At 30.5% G+C, this 22,580-nt stretch carries 20 protein-coding genes; 18 read left to right on the top strand and 2 right to left on the bottom strand.

All coding sequences use genetic code 11. The features are described from left to right. The first annotated feature begins 106 nt into the window (after nucleotides 1-106). From hflX to tamB, 12 genes are all read left to right on the top strand, one after another. The gene (gene hflX / locus Bamer462_RS00410) at nucleotides 107-1,393 is read left to right on the top strand and encodes a ribosome rescue GTPase HflX (RefSeq protein WP_500837744.1); all 1,287 of its coding nucleotides are present in this window, start codon (nucleotides 107-109) and stop codon (nucleotides 1,391-1,393) included. Nucleotides 1,394-1,448: 55 nt separating this feature from the next. Beyond that, nucleotides 1,449-2,750 (top strand): FtsH protease activity modulator HflK, encoded by a 1,302-nt coding sequence (gene hflK, locus Bamer462_RS00415; RefSeq protein ID WP_500837969.1) that lies wholly within the window; start codon nucleotides 1,449-1,451, stop codon nucleotides 2,748-2,750. After that, nucleotides 2,751-3,779 (top strand): protease modulator HflC, encoded by a 1,029-nt coding sequence (gene hflC / locus Bamer462_RS00420; protein ID WP_500837745.1) that lies wholly within the window; start codon nucleotides 2,751-2,753, stop codon nucleotides 3,777-3,779. A gap of 151 nt (nucleotides 3,780-3,930) precedes the next feature. After that, nucleotides 3,931-5,229 carry an adenylosuccinate synthase gene (locus Bamer462_RS00425; protein ID WP_500837746.1) on the top strand — a complete coding sequence of 433 codons (1,299 nt, stop codon included), beginning with the start codon at nucleotides 3,931-3,933 and terminating at the stop codon, nucleotides 5,227-5,229. 158 nt (nucleotides 5,230-5,387) lie between these two features. Continuing rightward, entirely contained in the window at nucleotides 5,388-6,131 is a 744-nt protein-coding gene (gene rlmB / locus Bamer462_RS00430; protein ID WP_500837747.1) for a 23S rRNA (guanosine(2251)-2'-O)-methyltransferase RlmB, read from the top strand. Between the two features lie 184 nt (nucleotides 6,132-6,315). Continuing rightward, the gene (gene rpsF / locus Bamer462_RS00435) at nucleotides 6,316-6,645 is read left to right on the top strand and encodes a 30S ribosomal protein S6 (RefSeq protein WP_500837748.1); all 330 of its coding nucleotides are present in this window, start codon (nucleotides 6,316-6,318) and stop codon (nucleotides 6,643-6,645) included. Between the two features lie 265 nt (nucleotides 6,646-6,910). After that, nucleotides 6,911-7,138 carry a 30S ribosomal protein S18 gene (rpsR, locus tag Bamer462_RS00440; protein ID WP_500837970.1) on the top strand — a complete coding sequence of 76 codons (228 nt, stop codon included), beginning with the start codon at nucleotides 6,911-6,913 and terminating at the stop codon, nucleotides 7,136-7,138. A gap of 55 nt (nucleotides 7,139-7,193) precedes the next feature. After that, complete coding sequence (rplI, locus tag Bamer462_RS00445) at nucleotides 7,194-7,664, top strand: 50S ribosomal protein L9 (protein ID WP_500837749.1); 471 nt, start codon at nucleotides 7,194-7,196, stop codon at nucleotides 7,662-7,664. 281 nt (nucleotides 7,665-7,945) lie between these two features. Beyond that, nucleotides 7,946-8,701: a 3'(2'),5'-bisphosphate nucleotidase CysQ gene (gene cysQ / locus Bamer462_RS00450; protein ID WP_500837971.1), complete on the top strand. Its 756-nt coding sequence runs from the start codon at nucleotides 7,946-7,948 to the stop codon at nucleotides 8,699-8,701. A 466-nt stretch (nucleotides 8,702-9,167) separates the two neighbouring features. Beyond that, a complete protein-coding gene (locus Bamer462_RS00455; RefSeq protein ID WP_500837750.1) occupies nucleotides 9,168-9,887 on the top strand; it encodes a POTRA domain-containing protein in 720 nt (239 codons plus the stop codon). Next, a complete protein-coding gene (locus Bamer462_RS00460) occupies nucleotides 9,866-10,870 on the top strand; it encodes an autotransporter assembly complex protein TamA (protein ID WP_500837751.1) in 1,005 nt (334 codons plus the stop codon). Before Bamer462_RS00455 ends, Bamer462_RS00460 begins: the two co-directional genes overlap by 22 nt. Then, a complete protein-coding gene (tamB, locus tag Bamer462_RS00465; protein ID WP_500837752.1) occupies nucleotides 10,867-14,706 on the top strand; it encodes an autotransporter assembly complex protein TamB in 3,840 nt (1,279 codons plus the stop codon). The genes Bamer462_RS00460 and tamB overlap by 4 nt, the downstream gene beginning before the upstream one ends. A gap of 54 nt (nucleotides 14,707-14,760) precedes the next feature. Here tamB and ppa read toward each other — a convergent pair whose 3' ends face one another. Beyond that, a complete protein-coding gene (ppa, locus tag Bamer462_RS00470) occupies nucleotides 14,761-15,294 on the bottom strand; it encodes an inorganic diphosphatase (protein WP_500837753.1) in 534 nt (177 codons plus the stop codon). Between the two features lie 235 nt (nucleotides 15,295-15,529). After that, the gene (ispB, locus tag Bamer462_RS00475; RefSeq protein WP_500837754.1) at nucleotides 15,530-16,501 is read right to left on the bottom strand and encodes an octaprenyl diphosphate synthase; all 972 of its coding nucleotides are present in this window, start codon (nucleotides 16,499-16,501) and stop codon (nucleotides 15,530-15,532) included. Nucleotides 16,502-16,700: 199 nt separating this feature from the next. On the opposite strand from ispB, the gene rplU reads away from it, so the two are divergent. From rplU to ftsH, 6 genes are all read left to right on the top strand, one after another. Next, nucleotides 16,701-17,030, top strand: a complete 330-nt coding sequence (gene rplU, locus Bamer462_RS00480; RefSeq protein WP_500837755.1) for a 50S ribosomal protein L21 — start codon at nucleotides 16,701-16,703, stop codon at nucleotides 17,028-17,030. 16 nt (nucleotides 17,031-17,046) lie between these two features. Continuing rightward, nucleotides 17,047-17,307, top strand: coding sequence for a 50S ribosomal protein L27 (gene rpmA / locus Bamer462_RS00485; protein WP_500837756.1), 261 nt, complete (start codon nucleotides 17,047-17,049; stop codon nucleotides 17,305-17,307). Between the two features lie 374 nt (nucleotides 17,308-17,681). Next, nucleotides 17,682-18,749: a GTPase ObgE gene (obgE, locus tag Bamer462_RS00490; protein WP_500837757.1), complete on the top strand. Its 1,068-nt coding sequence runs from the start codon at nucleotides 17,682-17,684 to the stop codon at nucleotides 18,747-18,749. 298 nt (nucleotides 18,750-19,047) lie between these two features. Beyond that, the gene (gene greA / locus Bamer462_RS00495) at nucleotides 19,048-19,524 is read left to right on the top strand and encodes a transcription elongation factor GreA (RefSeq protein WP_500837758.1); all 477 of its coding nucleotides are present in this window, start codon (nucleotides 19,048-19,050) and stop codon (nucleotides 19,522-19,524) included. Nucleotides 19,525-19,909: 385 nt separating this feature from the next. Further along, complete coding sequence (gene rlmE, locus Bamer462_RS00500) at nucleotides 19,910-20,536, top strand: 23S rRNA (uridine(2552)-2'-O)-methyltransferase RlmE (protein ID WP_500837759.1); 627 nt, start codon at nucleotides 19,910-19,912, stop codon at nucleotides 20,534-20,536. A gap of 63 nt (nucleotides 20,537-20,599) precedes the next feature. Continuing rightward, nucleotides 20,600-22,531, top strand: coding sequence for an ATP-dependent zinc metalloprotease FtsH (gene ftsH / locus Bamer462_RS00505; RefSeq protein WP_500837760.1), 1,932 nt, complete (start codon nucleotides 20,600-20,602; stop codon nucleotides 22,529-22,531). The last annotated feature ends 49 nt before the right edge of the window (nucleotides 22,532-22,580 follow it).

Consider the following 22,580-nt stretch of genomic DNA (forward strand, 5'->3'; position numbering starts at 1 on the left):
TTTAATCTTATCAAATATTATTAAGTATAGTATATTATAAAGTGTTTGATAATTTTATTATAGATAATTTGCGTATATGTATAATTTATTTGTGGAGTACTTTTAATTGTGTGATTTAGATGATTCTAGCGATCTATCTATTTTAGTTGATACTTTTTTTTCTAAAAAAAAAGAGGATAAAAATTTTAATTTACAGGAATTTTTATCTTTGGCATCTGCAGCAGGAATGCGGATTTTGGATAGACTGACCAGTCATTGTAAGACTTGTAATGTTAAATATTTCATTGGAAATGGAAAGGTATTAGAATTAAAACAAATGATTCAAAATCATTCTGTATCTGTTGTGTTGTTCAATTGTATTTTATCTCCTCGTCAAGAACGGAATCTTACGTGTTTATTGCAATGTAAGATAATTGACAGAAATCAGCTCATTCTAAATATTTTTGCACGACGTGCGCGTACATATGCGGGTAAATTACAAGTTAAATTAGCTCAATTACGGTATTTAAGTTCTCGTTTAGTGCATGAATGGAGTCATCTTGAACGTCAAAAAGGAGGCATTGGTTTACGGGGGGGGTCAGGAGAGATGCAATTAGAAAGCGATCGTCGTTTATTGCGTAAAGAGATGACCCAAATTTTATTGCGTTTAAAAAAAATAGAAAATCAGCGAAATCAGAGCAGGCGTCATCGTTTTAGAATTGGAGTGCCTACTGTTTCTTTAGTAGGATATACTAATGCTGGAAAATCTACTTTGTTTAACACAATGACCGCGTCACATGTTTATACAGCCAAAAAATTGTTTGCTACTCTTGACCCTACATGCAGACGTATTGTATATGAAGGGGCGCATAATATTTTATTAGTAGATACAGTTGGTTTTATTCAAAATTTACCGAAAAGTTTAATATCTTCTTTTCAGGCAACTTTACAAGAAACAATCCAAGCAACGTTATTATTACATGTTGTTGATGTTGCCGATGAAAGACTTGAAAAGAATATTAATACAGTACATTATATTTTGAGTAATATAAACGTTCATAAAATTCCAATGCTTTTGGTAATGAATAAAATAGATCAATTAAAGAAGTTAATACCACGTATTGATCGAGATGATGATGGATATCCAATACGAGTATGGATATCAGCTCAAAACAATTTAGGTATTTCTTTATTAATGAAATCTATTAATGAATTACTATCAAATGATATGGTTACTTATGAATTACGAATGCGTATAAATGACGATTTATGTCAGAAATTGTATAGATTACAAGTTGTGACACAATATTGGGTTGAAGATCATAATTATATTAGATTAAAAATACATTTATCTTCTGCAGATTGGTGTCGTTTATTAAAAAATAATAAATTATTGATAGATTATGTGGTTTAATTTTTTTAGAATGAGAAGAATAGTGTAGATGATTCATGTAATGTGCGAGGAAAATATGGTTTGTAATTATTTCAATAACTATAAGTATATCTATGATCCATGGGGGCATCATGATAAGAATGATGTAGATCGTTTTTCTTCTACAGATAAGAATAAATCTGAATTGAATATGTTAGATTCAAATAAATATTTAGATAAAATAACTGATAAGTTAAATATATTTAGCCATCAAAATAAAGATTCAAAAAAATTTAATAAAAATAAAAACTTATATATAATGTTAGCATTAATTGTTGTTGTTTTTACGTGGGTTATTAGCGGCTTATATACGATTAAAGAGGCAGAGCGTGGGGTGGTTTTGAGATTTGGAAAATATCATCATTTAGTGCAACCAGGATTAAATTGGAAACCTACTTTTTTTGATGTTGTTATTCCAGTAAATGTAGAATCAGTACGTGAATTAGCGGCTTCTGGGATGATGTTAACTTCAGATGAAAATGTAGTTCGAGTAGAAATGAATGTACAGTATCGTGTCACTGAACCAAAAAATTATTTGTTTAACGTCATTGATGCTGATGATAGCTTGCGGCAAGCTACTGATAGTGCTTTGCGTGGGGTTATTGGAAAATATAATATGGATCGTATTTTAACAGAAGGACGTACGGTGGTACGTAGTGATACCCGCAGAGTTTTAGAGAAAACGATATACCCTTATAATATGGGCATTACTTTATTAGATGTAAATTTTCAAACAGCTCGTCCTCCAGAAGAGGTAAAAGCGGCATTTGATGATGCTATTGCTGCTCGGGAAAATGAACAGCAATATATTCGTGAGGCTGAAGCTTATGCCAATGAGGTACAACCACGCGCTAATGGGCATGCTCAACGTATTTTAGAAGAAGGTCGTGCGTACAAAGCACGCACTATTTTGGAAGCACAAGGAGAGGTACAAAGATTTTCTAAAATTTTGCCAGAATATAAAGCAGCTCCTGAAATTACTCGTGAGCGACTATATATAAATTCTATGGAGCGTGTATTAAGTAATACTAGAAAAATATTTGTAAATTCAAAAAATACACAGAACGTATTGTTGTTGCCTTCGAATCAAATAAAACAGATTAAAGATAATAACAATAAAGTTGGCTATACTGATGATAACATTGACAATACTGATGATATTTTTAATATCAATCAAATATGTGATACTAATGATGCTAATGTTAATAACTCACAGTTAATATCGAAAAGTAGTCAACTGGCTCGCCGTAAAAATACTATGCCTAAAGAGAAAGTATTAGATCAAAGACAGGCCAATATACAACGTGTTGATATTGCGCGTAAAGGGAGAGAGTCGTAGATGATACGAAATGTTTTTTCATTTGTTATATGTATAGCAATAATGTTATTTTTTTCTTTATTTACTATAGAAGAGGGACATAAAGGTATTATATTGCGTTTTGGTAAAGTATTGCGTGACCCAGATAATAATCCATTAATTTATAATCCTGGATTGCATATAAAAATTCCATTTATTGAGACAATAAAAATTTTAGATTCACGTATTCAAACCATGGATAATCAAGCAGATCGATTTGTTACTATGGAAAAAAAGGATTTAATTATTGATTCTTATGTTAAATGGCGTATTAGCGATTTGAGTCGATATTACTTAGCAACAGGGGGGGGTGATATTGCTCAAGCAGAAGTATTGATAAAACGAAAATTTTCCGATCGTTTGCGTTCAGAATTAGGAAGATTAAATGTGCAAGGTATTGTGACAGATTCAAGAAATAAATTAATGACTGATGTACGTGCATCATTAAACAATGGTACCTCGGGGGAGGAAGTGCCGGAAGAATTGCGTTTCAATAACATTAAAAAATTTAATTTTTATTTAAAAAATAATGATATGTCAACACAAAAAAGACATTGTGTTTCTGATATAGTCCATCCGAATAGTATGGCCGCATTGGGTATTGAGATAGTAGATGTGCGAATTAAACAAATTAATTTGCCGACAGAAGTATCTGATGCAATTTATCAGCGTATGCGTGCGGAGCGTGATGCTGTCGCTAGGCGTCATAGATCTCAAGGACGAGAGGAGGCAGAGAAATTACGTGCCACAGCAGATTATGAGGTAACACGTACTCTAGCTGAGGCAAAACGTCAATCTTTAATTGTTCGAGGCGAAGCTGATGCAGAAACTGCTAAATTATACGCCACGACTTTTAATGAAGACCCATCATTTTATGCATTAGTACGTACTTTACGTGCATATGAAAATAGTTTTAAGAAAAACAATAATGATCTTATGGTGTTAAGCGAAGAAACCGACTTTTTACGTTTTATGAAATCATCGAAAAGTACCACCAGTATTCATCATTGATTATGTATTAAAGTTGTTTATATATTCTAAGTGGCTATCATTTACTGTGTTTGATGCAGTGGAATATATATCATTATATGATATTCGGAATAGAAAATATGTATTTAATCTATATTGAAATAGTTATTCAGATTAATAGGTGATATAAGAAATGGCTAGAAATGTTGTGGTGTTAGGAGCTCAATGGGGTGATGAAGGTAAAGGGAAAATAATTGATTGGTTAACTCCCCAAGCTCAATATGTAGTGAGATATCAGGGGGGGCACAACGCTGGCCATACTATAGTGGTAGATCAAAAAAAAGTTACTTTACATTTAATTCCATCTGGAATTTTGCACGATCATGTTACTACTATTATAGCTAACGGCGTTGTATTATCGCCAATGTCTTTAATAAAAGAAATCGAAATGTTACAATTGTCGGGTGTGTCTACACGTAAACGTATATTTATTTCCGCATCTTGTCCTTTGGTACTGTCTTATCATGTAGCAATGGATTTGGTGAGAGAGAGTAATCAGGTTTCTAAAGCTATTGGTACTACAGGGTGTGGTATTGGACCAGTTCATGAGGATAAAGTTGCGAGACGTGCGTTACGAGTGAGTGATTTATATGACTTAAAAAATTTTGAAAATAAACTAAAAGATGTAGTAAATTACTATAATTTTCAATTAGTTCATTATTATAAGACTCAGCCTATTAATTATCAGATGATTTTAGATGAGGTGATGTCAGTTTCTGATATATTACTAGATATGGTTGTTGATGTGCCTGAATTATTATATGATGCTTTAAAACGAGGCGATTCAGTTATATTTGAAGGCGCGCAGGGTAGTTTGTTGGATGTTGATCATGGAACATATCCTTATGTGACATCTGCTCATACTATTGCTGGAAGTGTAAGTATTGGCGTAGGGATTGGATTGAGTTATATTGATTGTGTTTTAGGTATTGTAAAAGCGTATTCTACTCGTGTTGGATTTGGCCCTTTTCCCACAGAATTGTCAAACGATATAGGTAAGCAGTTATGTATTAATGGAAATGAATATGGTTCTACTACTGGACGCCGTCGTCGCACTGGTTGGTTTGATGCGGTAGCAGTACGGTATTCTGTAAAGATTAACTCTTTCCTTTCATGTTGTTTAACAAAGATTGATGTTTTAGATGGTTTAGAAGAGGTAAAAATTTGTATCGCATATCGCAGGAGAAACGGACAAGTAATACATAATTTTCCATGTTTTTTGGAAGAATTAGAAAATTTAGAGCCTGTATATGAAACATTATCTGGATGGATGAAAAGCACTGCAGGTATCACGGTGTTTCAGAAACTTCCCAAGGAAGCACAGTATTATGTTAAGCGCATAGAAGAAATTATTGGAGTGCCTATAAATATTATCTCTACTGGTTCAGAGCGCTCCGCAATAATAGTATTGCATAATCCTTTTGATTCCTGATTAATATAAGGAAATTGATACCTTTTTATAAAAAAATACTATTTGTGCAATGATAAATTAAAAATATTAAAATTCATAGTTTTTGTAATGATTTTTTTGTAAATTACTGTTAAAATTAGTTCAATATTATATGAATAAATAATCATTTAATAAATGAGATGAGCGAATTAGCATATGGTATACATGCCGTACAATCTATTTTAGATCATTATTCAAATAGAATTTTATCTGTTCATATTGTTTGTAAATCTAAAGATTTGCGTTTAAAATTGCTAATTGATCAGATAAAACGATGTAACATTAGCATTAAAAAATGTAGTCGTAGACAGTTAGATATCCAATCTCAAGGTGCGCTACATCAAGGTATTGTAGCTAAAATAACTTCAAAATGTTGTCTGAAAGAAAATGATTTGCCGAATTTTTTAATGGAATGTAAAACTACACCATTATTATTGATATTAGATGGAGTTACTGATCCTCATAATTTAGGAGCATGTTTACGATCTGCAGATGCAGCTGGGGTGGATATAGTTATTGTGCCGTGCAATCGTTCGGCACGGTTAAATGGCACAGTTAGAAAAGTAGCTAGTGGATCCGTGGATAATATACCTTTTATGCAGGTAACTAATTTAACTAGGACATTGCGATTACTTCAAAAATATAATATTTGGATTATTGGTACTGTGATGCAATCAAAACGTCTTATTTTCAATAGTGAATTAATTAGGCCATTAGCTTTTGTAATGGGTTCTGAAGGAAATGGTATTCGTTACTTGACTAAGAAAAATTGTGATGAATTAGTTACTATCCCAATGTTAGGCAGTGCTACATCGCTTAATGTCTCAGTTGCTGCGGGGATATGTTTATTTGAAGCATTAAGACAACGTGAGAAATATAAATAGTGATAATCAATATTATATGATATGGTATTAATTATTTATCGTAGAAGGTTGATATTTTCAGAATTTACTTCAAATAAAGTTTATATAGAGGTAGAACGTATAAATAATATAAATATCTTATCATTTTTCAGAATGTTGTTAGTTTCAATAAAGTGAAAGATTTTAGTAATAAAAGGAATATAGTATGCGTTATTACGAAATAGTTTTTATGGTGCATCCTGATTTTAGTGAGCAAATATCTAGTGTAATTAATCATTATACAGAAATTGTGATGAGTGCTTGTGGTAAGGTTCATCGTGTAGAAAATTGGGGACGTCGTCAATTAGCATATCCGATTAAAAAATTATATAAAGCTTATTATGTCTTATTGAATATAGAAGTATCTCAAAGTACTATTAAAGAATTGAGTGATGATTTTCGTTTTAATAATACTATTATCCGCAGTATGATTATACGTACTAAATATGCAGAAACTAATCCATCTCCTATGATGCAAAAGAAAGAAGAGAACTAAGGGTGTTATGTAAGAAAAGGAGTACATAGTAGAAAACATATATGATATATATATGTGTGCTTAAGTAGAAAATGTATTGGTGGTTGATTTAAGTATATGTTCATAATGTGTTTGTTTAATTGAGTTATTTATGATTTTTTAGTTATGCGCGATGATTGAAAGTATAGGAATGTGTTGCTTTGCGTTTGACGGAAAAACGGCACATAGTAATTGTGATAAGTTAGTGAATTTTATATGCATATGTATAATAAATATGGAGTTAGCTATGGGTCGATTTGTACGTCAGCGTAAATTTTGTAGGTTTACAGCGGAAAAATGTATTTATATTGATTATAAGGATCTTGTTACAATACAGCATTCTATTATAGAAAGTGGAAAAATTATTCCAAGTAGAATTACTGGAACGAGAGCAAGATATCAAAGACAGTTAGCGCGTGCTATTAAGAGAGCGCGTTATTTATCTTTACTCCCGTATACTGATCATCATAAGTAATTATTTAAATTTTGTGGATTCATGTGTTTTTGCATATTATAACGGAAATCAAAAAATGAAGATTATTTTGCTGAATAATATTAATAAGCTTGGAAATATAGGATCAGAAGTTGCTGTACGGTCGGGTTATGCTCGTAATTTTTTAATACCAAAATCTAAAGCAATGTCCGCTACAAAAGAAAATATTAAAATATTTAAAGAACAACAACTTGAGTTGCATACTAAAGTTATAGAGGCTCAAACCAGGGCTAAATTTTGTGCTGATAAAATTAATAAATTAGGTAGTGTTACTATTAAGGCTAAATCAGGTGTTGAAGGAAAATTATTTGGGTCTATTGGTTCTCGTGATATAGCTACTGCTATTACAACAGCTTCTGGGTTAAAGATTTCTAAATCTCAGATTAGATTACCTAATCATGATGTATTGAAAACTATTGGTACATATAACATAAATATTCATATTTATAATGAGATTTTTGCTAATATAAACGTTATTATCCTTGGCGATATGCCTAATAATAAATAGTTATGAGTAATATAGTAAATAGTTTTATATATTTGTTGAAAAAAAATTTTATGGATCTTTATTGATTATAATTTAAAAGTGTGAGGCATATATATATTCGTGTATAGAGATACAAATAAAAATTTATGTCATTTATTTCAATTAATCATCATAGTATACATGACTGTTTAAAATCCAGTGTATCTTTTATCAATATATTACTTACGTGTTGTGTGTATGAATTTGTGTTATGTATCGCATAAAAATTTAGTAGGATATATATTATGATATTCCAGTATGGAATGATTAGAAAAATAAGTTGTATTGCTCGTAAAGCTGGATCAGAAATTATGAGGTTTTATAATGGGAGCGTGAGGTTAGATGCATACCAAAAGTTAGATAAGTCTCCTGTAACTAATGCTGATTTATATTCACACAGGATTATCGTGCATTCGTTGAAAAATTTGACACCTGATATTCCAATTTTATCCGAAGAGGATATTACTAAATGGCAGGAATGTAGAGATAGAATTTGTTTTTGGTTAATAGATCCCTTAGATGGAACTAGGGATTTTTTGTTGCACAATGGTGAATTTACTGTTAACATTGCTTTTATTGAATATGGCCAACCTATTATGGGGGTGGTGTATGTTCCTGCATATGATCTTTTATATGCGGCAGATAATGGACAAGTATGGAAAATTAATACTAAAGGAGAACGTATAAATATTGCAGTAAGTACATCTAGTTATCCAATCGTAGTAATGAGTCGTAGTAATATTTGTTGCAATCAACAAAACTTGTGCAGTTATTTAAAAAAATTACAGAACTATAAGCTTGTTAATATTGGATCATCATTTAAGTTTTGTTTAATAGCAGAAGGTATGGCTCAGTTTTATCCGAGATTTTCTTGTACTAAAATATGGGATACAGCTGCCGGGCATGTGATAGCTAGAACAGCCGGTGCTATTGTTAATGATTGGTATGGCAATCCTTTGCATTATAAAAATATCAATAAATCTTTTTTAAATCCAGGTTTTCAAGTCGCATCATATTGATGATCATATATATTATATTGTAATTATATATGTGATTCATATGAAATAATGATTTCAGTGTTTAAATTTTAATCTGTAGTATTATTTATACAAGTTATTACTAATATATCAATAATTTATATGAGAATATAGCGCAAAGCGTTTGATGTGTCATTTTGTAAAAGTATGGGTCGGTATAGATTTTATGTCATATATTATTCACATAATTATTAGTTATAAATTATTAACGTGGTATGGCCAGAAAGGTTGTATGTTATAAAAGTTAATAAATATGTATATTACATTAATAGATCTTAAAAAAAATGAAAGATTCTTGTGTAGGTTATTTCGATAAACATATTATATGAATGAATGATATATTGATATTGTTTTTATTAACACTTTAATATAGTCAAGGATTCGATATATGTTTAAGGATCTGCGAAAGTATATAGTAATGAGATTGTGTTTGGTTGTTTATTTCTGTGTGCCGCTAATATGTAATAGTGATATTAGTTTAAGAATAGAAGGATTAAATAATGAATTAGATTATAATGTACGTAAAAAATTGTTTGATACATGCTCTAATATAAGAGTTGTAGATTCAGATTTGAAAAAAAAAATAGATAACGCAGTTAGAGCTGGATTGCGCCCTTTAGGTTATTATGATCCTACGTTGATTTTTTTTCCTGTTAAGTTTTTAAACAAAGAATCTGATTTACTAGTTATTAAAGTTGAACCTGGAGCTCCAATTATAGTTACTGAGGTAAATGTTATCATACGGGGAGATGGTGGAAAAGACGTTGATTATCAACAAATAATAAAAGATAGCAAATCTTTTATCGGAAAAAGATTAAATCATAATGATTATGAACAGTTTAAAAATAAACTGTATAATTTGGCATTATTTAAAGGATATTTTGATGCTAAACTCCAAAGTAGTCAACTTATTGTTATACCTTCTCGTTGCCAAAGTATTTGGAATATAGATTTTTATAGCGGCCAACGCTACTTTTTTGAAAGCATTAAATTCCATGGTAGTCAAATTACGGAAAACTATTTAAAAAATATATCTAATATACGTTCAGGAGAGCGTTATAGTGCCACATCTGTTATAGAATTAAATCGTCGGCTTTCTTCTACTAATTGGTTTGAATCAATATCGATTTCTTCAGATTATATACGTTGTCAACAAAAAAAAAATTAACATTAGATGTTTTGCTGTATCCTTGTGCAAAAAATAATTTTGCAACAGGATCTGGTTATACTATTGACACAGGTCTAAGAACTAAAATAATTTGGAAAAAACCGTGGATTAACGCGCATGGGCATAGTTTAGAAAGTAATTTTAGTTTATCTACGTTAGAACAAATTATAGATTTAAGTTATAAAATTCCAATTTTTAATAATCCATTAGAACAATATTATTTATTACAAGGAGGGTTAATACATGAAGATATACATAATATTCAGTCTAGTGTTATGAGTATAAACATAGCTCGTTATTGGAATTGTTCCCGTAAGTGGCAACGTTCAATTAATCTGCACTGGCACTTTAATCATTATGATAATAATCATACTACTAAAAATATAATGTTAATTTATCCAGGAATAAGTATATATCGTATTCGTAAACGTGGTGAAATAATGCCATATTGGGGAGACAGTCAGCGTTATTCAATCAATGTATCTAATGATTACTGGAAATCAGATATCAATTTTATTGCTGTGCAAGCGCAAAATATTTGGATTCGAACATTATTAAAAAACCATCGTGTTTTAGTGCGTGGGAATGTAAGTTGGATAGGTATTAATAATTTTTCATCTATTGGTTTAATGTCACGATTTTTTTCCAGTGTAGATAATGGTATTCGTGGATATAAATATAAATCTTTATATCCTTATGATAATTTTGAATGTTTTACAGATATTGCCACTAAACTAATCACTACTACGTTTGAATATCAATATAATATGGTTAGTAAATGGTGGGGAGTTATTTTTTTAGACGCAGGAGAAGTTACTAATGATATTAGATGGAATAATTTTAAATCCGGTATAGGTATTGGAGTGCGTTGGCAATTACCAATAGGTCCGATCAAATTAGATGTAGCAACTCCGTTAATGCATAGAGGAAGGATAAATTGTCATTCTTTGTATCTGTATGTTAATTTAGGACCAGATTTATGATTTTTATAAAGAAAATCTGTGCTGTTTTATTGTTGTTGACATCAATGATATGTGGAGTTTTGATGTTTTTGTTAGGTACTAATATGGGAACATATTTAATTTTTACGGGAATTAGATATTGTATTCCTGGATTAACATTTGATTCTGTTTCTGGTAATTGGGGAAATTTTAATATAACTCATGTAGTATATGAAACGTCGATCGGTATAATTGATGTTGATGAATGTAATATTTTTTTAAATCTAAAATATATATGGAGTAAACAAATATATATTAATCATCTTTTTTTAGAAAATGTTTGCATAAAAATTAAAAAAAATGATACGACAAATAAAAGACATAAAAAATACAAAAGGATAAATATAGATAATATTTTTTTCCTTATGTTTCCTGTAACATTGAAAAATGTGGTATTACAGAATGTTCGTATTAATTTAAATAATAACGTGTTTAAATTAAAGGAATTGGATACTGGATTAACATTTCAAGATAATTTATTGACATTTTTACCCACAAATATTAAAGGAGCGGTTTTAAAGTTTTTCGATATTAATATATCAAATATCGAACCTAATATGATAGGCATGTATAGATATATTGATCAATGGAATATGAAGAATTTGTTAAAATTATTCTCCAATGAATTATCAATAACATTACCTACTTTCAATATTCCTATAAATATAAATTTAGAGAATGTCAAAGGAAATAATTTTTATATTTTTGATAATAATAATAATTATATTATCGATGATTTTTGCTTACAAGCATATTTATGTAATCAGTCCGCAAGTATAAAACTAAATGTTAAATTATCGGATGGTTATTTTAATGTAAGAGCTAATATAATGCTTAAAGAGTATTACCCAATCAATATAGTAGTTAATTATATTTGGTGTAATATTACTAATATTATCAGAAATTCTGTCAATATAGACAATAAGGATACAAGAAAGATACAATTAGTTATTTCAGGAGAATTATATAATGAGATATGTCTTTCTTTTGATTTTTTAGGTGTCATTTCTACAGTACATGTATTATTAAAAACTAAGATAATGAAATTTGGTACGCCCATAAATATGTCTGTGGTTGGTAGAAAAATACCACTTTATTTTTTAGGAAAGAATGACTATTTAGTGGAAGAAATTGATTTATGCTTAAATGGTGAAATAAGAAGTTATTGTATCCAAGTAACATCTCGATTGAGTAGTGCTAAATTTCCATTAGCGCGCGTAGTTATGAACGTTAATGGAGATATTGATGGTTGTTCTATTTCTAAATTAAGAGTAACTGTGTTAGATGAATATCTAGATATTCAGGGAGTTATTAATTGGAGGGACATGATTAGTTGGAATAGTATATGTGTATTAAATAAAATTAATTTTTCTCAAAAATGGTTAAAGCGTCCTATCAAATTATCGGGAAATATCACAATGCAGGGGCATGTATGTTCTAAGACTTGGGATATAACAGTGTCTGATTTAAATCTCAATGGGATTATAGGAGATCAGAATATCTCATGTATAGGAGCATTATATAGCAATTCAACTGGTACATGGAAAATACCCACGTTATTAATTAAATGGGGATCTAATATATTAGAAATAAAAGAAGAATTAAAAAAAGATTCTATTTTTAATATTACGCTGGTAGCGCCAGATTGCAACGTAATCGCATCTGGATTAACCGGTAGTGTATATGGAAAATTTAAATTATACGGACCTGTTAGATATCCTATTAGACCTAGGCTGCAGTTGAGTATTAATGCATGTTCTTTGTGCTGGCGCGATAGGAACTTGAATATTGATAAGATTATTGTAAATGGCGACATTTTTGGTGATTCTATTACACAAAGCAAAATTTTTATTCAAGCAGACAAGATAAGGTATGGAATTTTATCGTTTCATCAGTTGATTATGCAAGGACAAGGTAATATTAAAAAACATTATTTAAAATTCATGGCATACGGAGATATGTTATCCGGACAAGTAAAATTGTGTGGTAATTTGGATTTTTTTCATAAAACTTGGCATAGTAGGATTGATAAAACGAGTATTATTACTTCAACAGGAACGTGGAAATTAATGCAAGATATTGTTCTTACTTATCAATATTTGACACGAAAAATTATTGTAGATACACATTGTTGGGAAATCATTGATTGTGTTATTCCTGTTCCTAATATTTTAAAAAAAAATATTTTGAATAAAGTGAATGATTTGTTTAAGAGTTGTAATGTGGTTTCTTTAGGAATTTTATTGCCAGAATCAATAAATATACACAGTGCTCGTATATATTGTATGAATTGTCATTGGATATTAGGAACGTTATTACCAAGAGGTACAATTTCATTTATAGGAAAACAGATCAACATCAAGTCTGCTATTGCAGAATCAGGAGTTGCTCCTATTAATATAAATAATATAACTACGAAAATTATATTCACTCAAACTACTACATATTGTAAGTGGCTCATGAATATTGGAAATGATGATCACAATCATGGACTATTCAGAATAACTACATTACATAATACATCTAAAATAACAGGACATGTACAGATTCAAAATGTTCCGTTAGTGTCTTTTTGTAATTCATTGATTTCATTAAAAGAACCTTTAAATGGATTGTTAAATTTAAATATCCACTTTTATGCGCATAAACATCGTTTAAAAATTTATGGTATAGCTCAATTACAAAATTTTAATTGTAATAAACCTGATACACCATTTTTTTTTAAAAATGGTCAAGTATTTATGAGATTCTTTGGAGATCATGCTGTATTAAATGGAGCAATAGATACAGATAATGGATGTAAGTTATATTTAAATGGTAAAATTATTAATTTTGATTCTGTTAGTAGTATGCGTGCATTTTTTAAAATACGAGGGAATCAAGTTAATTTTTGTATATCTCCAGAGATAAAAATGAAAATATCTCCTGATATTACTTGTACGATTACTTCAGAAAAAATTCATATACACGGGAACGTAGTAATCCCTTGGGCTTACATTAAAGTGAAGGAACATTTAAAAAATATAGTAGGAATTTCCTCTGAGGAAATTCTGTTAGATGATAATTTTAAACCTATTTTAGATAGTTCTAAAAATTTATCTATTTCTGTTTCTTCTAATGTTAATGTATATCTTGGTAATGATGTGAATTTTAATGGATTGGGTTTATGTGCGAAATTAAGGGGTAATTTAGAAATTGGATATGATAAAAATCATTTGGTATTAACAGGGCATATTGGTATGCTCTCTGGGCATTTTCAAGTATATGGTCAAAATTTAATAGTAAAAAAAGGACAATTACTATTTTCTGGAGCAATAAATCAACCATATATTGATATTGAGGCTATTTGTGATCCGTCTGATATTAAAAATAGAGGCATGGCTGGCATGCGTATCACGGGTATTTTTGGTCAACTCAAAATAGAAACTTTTTCTAACTCGTCATCTCTTTCTCAGAACAAAGTAATATCATATGCATTGGGTGGAATTAGAAATATAATATTTTTTAATACAGATACGAACATAGTAACTTCTTTATTAATTGGAGCAAGCGTTAGGAATAGTGAAAAATTTATTAATAAAATAGGAAAGATATTCGGTGTTCAAGATTTGACATTAAATACTCAAGATATTATTGTTGCGCCGTTAGTTGCGTTAAGCGGATATATTGCCCCTGGTGTACAAATCAAATATGGAGTTAGTATTTTTGATTTATTGACAACAATAACTATACGTTGTTCTTTGTGTTCACAATTTTATTTAGAAGTGACATCTGGAAATAATCAAGCGATTGATGTGTTATATAAGTTTGATTTTTAATTGGTATAAAAACTAAATATTTTATAAATATGTGAAATTAATAAAAAATATAAACTACATATTTTTTTTAAAACGTTCAAAAGAGTTTAAAATTTCTGTTTTAGCAGCATCAACATTGCCCCAGTTTTTTATTTTTACCCATTTTTTAGCATCTAAATCTTTATAATTTTTAAAAAAATGATTGATTTGAGCGCGTATTAAACTTGGAAAATCACTTATATTTTTTATTAGAGCGTATTGTTCTGAAATTTTATTATGAGGTACCGCAATGATTTTAGCATCTTCTCCAGATTCATCGATCATATTCAGTATGCCTACAGGGCGGCAACTTATTACGCAACCTGAATTTAAAGGATATGGAGTAGGTACTAACACATCCACTGGATCTCCATCTAGTGCTAAGGTATTATTAATATAGCCATAATTGCAAGGGTAAAACATAGGTGTTAATAAGAAACGATCAACAAATATTATTCCGGTTTTTTTATCAATTTCATATTTAATTGGATCAGAGTTCGCTGAAATTTCAATAATAACATATATATCTTCTGGAATATTTTTTCCTGCCGGTACTTGGTTAAAAAGCATTTATATTTCCTGGTATGTGTTTATGATCATCTCTAAAACATGATTATATATCTTTTATGTTTTATTATCAATTCGTTCGTTAATATGGTGTATTATGTTTTTTATAATTATAAGAAAACATTTATATATTTTATGAGGATAAAGAGCATGATTTGTGTGTAATCATAATTACAATTTTCTATGTTTTATTTGTAAATGTTGGTGCTAAATATATTTACGTTTATAAGTACTAAAACTAATGGGTTCTTTGAATTATATAGGTTGCTAAACTTGCTAATGCTTTCCGGTAAGGAGAAGGGGGTAAAATATTGAGACAAGAAATAGCTTTGTTAATTTCTATCTCTGCGCATTGTCGAGTGTATTCTAATGATCCGTATTGATGCATGGTATCTAAAATTGTATTCAACAAATGACGACTGTAACCTTGTTTAATAGCGTGACGTATAAGTGAAGCTTGTTTTGGAGTGCTATGTTGAATAGCGTGTAATAAAGGAAGAGTAAGTTTTCCTTCATTTAAATCATTTCCAATATTTTTTCCAAATATTGTTTCTGATGCATTGTAGTCTAATAAATCATCAACTAATTGAAAAGCCATTCCTACATATCGTCCATAATTACGTAACGCTTTTTCTTGATAAACATTAGCATCGGCTAAAATAGCCGATGCTTGAGAGGCTACTTCAAATAAACAAGCGGTTTTACTATAAATAATCTTCATATAACTGTCGATAGTAATGGTTGGGTCATTGCAATTTGTTAATTGCAATATCTCTCCTTTTGCAATTATATTAACGGCATCTGCCATTAAAGATAATATTCGTAAGGATTCTAATTCGGTCATCATTTGAAAAGCTCGTGTATATATAAAATCTCCTACTAAAACACTGGCGGCGTTACCAAAAATTACATTAGTAGTTACTTTACCGCGTCTCATATGTGATTTATCCACTACGTCATCATGTAATAAAGTAGCAGTATGAATAAATTCTATTAATGTAGCAATAGTAACGTGTTGTGTTTTCTTGTAATGCAATGCTCTTGCAGTTAGCAACGTAATCATAGGTCTAATTCGTTTTCCTCCACTATTAACAATATATTGAACAAGTTTGTCGATTAAATTAATTTCAGATGCTAATCGTGTATAAATTTCTAAATTCACATCTTCCATATCTTGTTCAGTTAGTTTGGATATTTGATTAATGTTCATTGATATTATTACAATTATTAAATGTTAGATATAATTTATATAATTATTTATGTATGTGTAACGATTTGTGTATAGTGTATTTATATTTGTGAGTAATACATGTTAATTTTATTATTGTGTTGAGAAACATTTTTTTTTAATGTATAAGAATATCTATAGAAATAATATCAGATTATAAATGAGAGATGGATTATTATTTATGTACGCAGTTTTTCAAACTGGTGGCAAACAGTATCGTGTTGTCGCAGGACAAGTGATTCATGTGGAGCGGCTTGATATTAATGTTGGTAATCAAGTTGTATTTAATCAAATATTACTTATTAAATATGATGAAGACCTTCAGATAGGTAGTCCTTTTATAAAAGATGGACAGGTTATAGCAGAAATTGTAGCTCATAGTCTTGATCGAAAAATAGAGGTTATTAAATTTCGTCGTCGTAAACATTTTCGTAAATTTCAAGGACACCGTCAATGTTTTACAACAATAAAGATAACAAGTATTAGTAGTAGTCGCGATTCGAATAATTGAAAAATAGGAAATCAAAATGGCACATAAAAAAGCTGGAGGTTCTACTCGTAATGGTCGAGATTCACATAGTAAACGCTTGGGAGTTAAATGCTTTGGAGGCGCATTTGTATCTTCAGGTGCTATTATTGTGCGCCAACGTGGTAATACTTTTCATCCAGGAAAGCATGTAGGTTGCGGAAGGGACTATACTCTTTTTGCTTTAAAATCTGGAAGAGTTTTATTTGAAAAAAAGGGTGCATTTCACCGTAGATTTATTAGTATCATTTCTAATGGATAGTAAATCTAATGTGTTAATGTTACCGAGTCATTAGTTTTGCGTTTGTATAAGTAGGCAATAATTATACCAGAGTGTTTCAGTTACACTGAATGATGATCGGGAATGATTGTATTGGTATTTTTAACTACAAAATATATGCATATATTTTGTAGTTCTAAGAATTATTGCAAAAATAATTTTAATCATTTATGTAGTTTTTAGGGTAATGCAATTACCTATCTAGACATGATAACTGTGGATGTAGAAATAAAATGTTACTACATCATCATGTTGTGATATGAAATTAAAATTTATTTTTGAATAAATTTATACTAGATCGTTAAATGATAAGTTGTATATAACATAAAATGCAGACGATATATTAGAGATATATCATGAAATTTGTCGATATAACTAACATCACGGTTATTGCTGGTAATGGGGGAAATGGATATGTTAGTTTTAAAAAAACTGGAAGAAGAGCTGCTTTTCTACAAAAACCTAATAGTAGCAATGGAGGAAATGGGGGGGATGTTTGGTTGTTGGCGGATCCTAATATTAATACTTTAAGTTATTTTAATTCTAATCGTGTTTTTAAGGCTGGTCACGGACAATGTGGGCGTAGCCGCGGGTGTACTGGTAAACGAGGTAAAGATCTTATCATAAAAGTCCCTTGGGGAACTAGAGTGAGTTACCAAAAGACAAATAAATTATTGGGGGATATGGGTGATAATAGAAAGTGGTTAATGGTAGCGAAAGGAGGGCGGCGTGGCTTCGGCAATGGGCATTTAAAATCTTTTTTACGACGTCGTAAAGAATTTTGTGATACTCATGGGTTAGCGGGAGAATTCAGACATTTATCATTGGAATTGCTTCTAATAGCAAATGTTGGAATATTTGGATTGCCTAATTCTGGAAAATCTAGTTTTATTCGTGTAATATCATCAGCTAGACCAAAAGTAGCAGATTATCCATTTACTACATTAGTACCATATTTGGGTGTAGTCCAAATTAATGATCATGATAGGTTTGTTATTGCTGATATTCCTGGTATTATTAGAGGAGCTTCTAATGGTTTAGGTTTAGGAATGCGTTTTTTAAAACACCTAGAACATTGTCAAATATTATTACATTTTATTGACATTGCGCCTTTGGATAACTCTAATCCGTTAGAAAATATCATTACTATTAAACATGAGTTGAGTAACTACAATAAAAACTTAGTTTGTAAGCCTTGTTGGCTAATATTTAACAAAATAGATTTGTTGGACAGGCATGTGGCGGAAAAAAGAATTGAGCATATTATTAGTTCCTTGAAATGGAGAGGGCGTTATTACTCAATATCATCTAAATATAATACAAATGTATTATCGTTGTGTAATAGTATTATGGAGTTTATTGTTCAGTATAATCAGAATCAAGAACAAATTCTTACATATACTCACGACAATACAATAGGATAGTCATATTGATTGATTTAATTTGTATTTTGACGCGATACGTAATATATCATTAAGTTTAAAATTTTTCAATATCGTGGTTTTCCTATTTATAATGTTTTTCATAGGGCAAATGCTATTTATAAAATAGTGTATATGTAAGAGGAGGGTATTTGTAATTAAATTGTTTAAAAATTAGGTATAATAGTTTTTTATTTTTTAAAAAGATAAAGATATAAATATTATTTAATAATGATGTATTGATTATATATAGATGAGTATTAATTTTTATTAAACATATGCAATAAGATAAAGGTAAAATATGAAGCGTATACCAATGACTGTACGTGGATCTGAAAAGTTGAGAGAAGAATTGGATTATTTAAAAAATATTCGTCGTCCGGAAATTATAAAAAATATTTCTGAAGCGCGTAAGCATGGCGACTTAAAAGAAAATGCTGAATATCATGCCGCTCGTGAACAACAGGGATTTTGTGAGGGTCGTATTCAAGAAATAGAGTCTAAGCTTTCTAATGCCCATATTATAGATATTGCTAGATTAACTACCGGGGATAGAGTAGTTTTTGGTGCTACAGTTGGGATTGAAAATTTAGATACAGCATGTAGAGAAACATATACTATTGTAGGAGATGATGAGTCAAACCTTAAAGAACATATGGTTTCTATAAACTCCCCAATGGCTAGAGGTTTAATTGGTCATAAAGAAGGAGATGTTGTTGGAGTTAATACTCCAACAGGAGAGATAAGATATAAAATAATCCAGGTTAAATATTATTAAAAATATGTTTTTGAATTTTTATTTTTTTGAAAAAATTTATAGAATAGTAATTATAAAATTAAGAATTTAAGTTCTATGTGTTTGTATAATCTATATAGACACACGTTTTATGCAAATGTATGGCATAATTCATGTTATTACTAGTAGGTTTATATTTTAATTTTTGTGTGTTTTTGAGATTTGTTATTTGTAATTAGATATGTTTTATTATACGTATTATTTGAAATATTTGGAAGAATATATAAATTATATATGCACATAAATTTAATCTATTTTATAAAAAAAATTTTTTATTTCAGTGAAATTGTAAGGAACATAGATTATCGCTGTTTTATTAATGTTGTTTATTTATTATTTAAAAATACTTGAGAAGTAATAACCTGGCATGGCACATAGAAAACGTTCAATACGTTCTTCAAAGTGGGTACAAAGATATTTTAAAGATCAGTATGCGAGAGAAGCTCAAAGACGGCAATTGAGATCACGGTCTTGGTTTAAGCTTGATGCGATAAATCGTATGGATGCATTGTTTTCCACCGGAATGACAGTAGTGGATTTAGGATCAGCGCCTGGTGGTTGGGCGTTGTACGCAAAAAATGAAATAGGAAGTACAGGCCATATTGTAGCTTGTGATATATTGTCTATGCGTAGAATTTCTGGGGTGAGTTTTTTGAAAGGAGATTGTTCTGATCCTGATATTTTTAAAATATTGTGCACATGGGTAGGGTATAAAAAGGTTCATGTTGTTTTATCTGATATGGCTCCTAATACAACTGGTATATCAATAATTGATGTAAGTCAATCTATATATCTTGGAAATTTGGCGTTAGATATTTGTCGTGGTGTTTTAATGCGTAAAGGTACTTTTTTAGTAAAAGTTTTTCAAGGCAGGGGTTGGGATAAATACTTATGCGATGTGCATTCTTTATTTAACATAGTAAAAATCCGCAAACCAGATGCCTCTAGATCTCGTTCTCGTGAGGTTTATATTGTAGCGAAAGAACGTAAGTAAGTATAATTAACATGTGGACATGTTAAAATTATTTAAATTTTGTTGTAATGCGAGGGTAAGCTTTTGAGCGATATGGCGAAAAATCTGGGTCTTTGGTTGGTTATTGCAGTAGTCGCGATGTCTTTATTCCAGAATTTTGGGCCTAGCGACTCAGGTAGTCGTAAATTGGATTATTCTACTTTTATGTATGATTTAAATCAAGATCAAGTTAAAGAAGCTCGTATTAATGGCCGTGAAATTGTAGTTATCAAAAAGGATAGTAATCGTTATACTACTTATATTCCAGTCAATGATCCGAAACTACTTGATATTCTTTTAACTAAGAAAGTTAAAGTTGTTGGAGAGCCTCCAGAAGAACCAAGTTTAATTACGTCTATTTTTATTTCTTGGTTTCCGATGTTATTATTGATCGGGGTGTGGGTTTTCTTTATGCGTCAAATGCAAGGAGGTGGTAAAGGAGCTATGTCTTTTGGTAAAAGTAAGGCGCGTATGTTAACTGAGGATCAAATCAAGACTACTTTTGCAGATGTAGCAGGATGTGATGAAGCAAAAGAAGAAGTAAAAGAATTGGTAGATTATTTGCGTGAACCTAGTAGATTTCAAAAATTAGGAGGAAAAATTCCAAAAGGAATATTAATGGTAGGACCGCCTGGTACAGGAAAAACACTCTTAGCAAAAGCAATTGCTGGCGAATCAAAAGTTCCATTTTTTACTATTTCGGGGTCTGATTTTGTAGAAATGTTTGTCGGTGTTGGAGCATCTCGTGTACGGGATATGTTTGAACAAGCTAAGAAAGCAGCTCCATGTATTATTTTTATTGATGAAATTGATGCAGTTGGTCGTCAAAGAGGTGCGGGTTTAGGAGGAGGACATGATGAACGTGAACAAACTTTAAATCAGATGCTAGTGGAGATGGATGGATTTGAAGGAAATGAAGGGATTATTGTTATAGCTGCTACTAATCGCCCAGATGTGTTAGATCCAGCTTTGTTGAGACCAGGGCGATTTGATCGTCAAGTAGTTGTAGGATTACCAGATATCCGAGGGAGAGAACAGATATTAAAAGTACACATTAATCATGTGCCGTTATCATCAGATGTAGATATATTAGTAATTGCTCGGAGCACACCGGGATTTTCAGGGGCAGATTTAGCTAATCTTGTAAATGAAGCGGCATTATTTGCTGCTCGTGATAATAAAAATATGGTATCGATGATAGAATTTGAAAAAGCTAAAGACAAGATTGTAATGGGCGCAGAACGTCGGTCTATGGTGATGACGGAAACTCAAAAAGAATCTACAGCTTATCATGAAGCAGGTCATGCTATCATTGGTAGATTAGTCCCGGAGCATGATCCAGTTCATAAAGTAACCATTATTCCTAGAGGGCGTGCCTTAGGTGTAACGTTTTTTTTACCAGAAGGTGATGTAATTAGTACAAGTCGTCAAAAATTAGAAAGTCAAATTTCTACATTGTATGGAGGGAGACTTGCTGAAGAAATAATTTATGGTCCTAATAAAGTATCTACTGGTGCTTCTAATGATATTAAAGTAGCTACTTCTATTGCTCGGAATATGGTAACCCAATGGGGATTTTCTGAAAGGCTTGGGCCGTTATTGTATACAGAAGAAGAAGGAGAGATATTCCTTGGGCGTTCAGTAGCTAAATCAAAACATATGTCTGATGAAACCGCTCGTATTATTGATCAGGAAATTAAATTTCTGATAGAAATAAATTATGCACGTGCTCGCAAGCTTTTGATTGAAAATATGGATATTCTGAATGCTATGAAAGATGCATTAATAAAATACGAAACGATTAATGTATCTCAGATAAATGATTTGATGGATCGAAAACCAGTTAATCCTCCATCTGGATGGGAAAACGGTACGTCTAATATTAATGGCAAAGATATTTGTGTTTCTTCTGAAAACGAATCAAAATCAGTAGATAGCGAATCTTATAATGATCATCCTGGTGCTGCGTCACAATAATACATAATGATTTTTGCACAAAAAGTTAAAATTATTTTTAATATTAAAT

The organism is Candidatus Blochmannia americanus (nom. nud.), assembly GCF_059934915.1.